This is a genomic window from Zoogloea sp. LCSB751 (assembly GCF_002028455.1).
In the GTDB taxonomy this organism is placed as follows: Bacteria; Pseudomonadota; Gammaproteobacteria; order Burkholderiales; family Rhodocyclaceae; genus Zoogloea.
This window is the reverse complement of the sequence record NZ_MWUM01000315.1, coordinates 1-260: the sequence shown is the minus strand read 5'-3', so window position 1 is coordinate 260 and position 260 is coordinate 1. Positions and strand designations below refer to the sequence as shown.

At 61.2% G+C, this 260-nt stretch carries 1 pseudogene; it reads right to left on the bottom strand.

The features are described from left to right. Positions 1–233: pseudogene (locus B4920_RS26780) on the bottom strand (beta-ketoacyl-ACP synthase I); the annotation flags it as partial. Positions 234–260 lie beyond the last annotated feature (27 nt).

Below are 260 nucleotides of genomic sequence, written 5' to 3'. Positions count from 1 at the left end.
ATGCTGGGGGCAATGAAGCCGTGTTCCATCATCAGCAGGGAGTAGACGGCCTCGTGCACACCGGCGGCGCCAAGGGCATGGCCTGTCATCGCCTTGGTGGCGGAGAGCTTGGGCGCATTGCTGCCAAACAGGGTCTGGATGGCTTCCAGCTCCTTGGTATCACCGACCGGAGTCGAAGTGCCGTGGGTGTTGATGTAATCCACAGAGCCGACGTCCTGCATCGCCATCTTCATGCAACGCACCGCACCTTCATCGCTCGG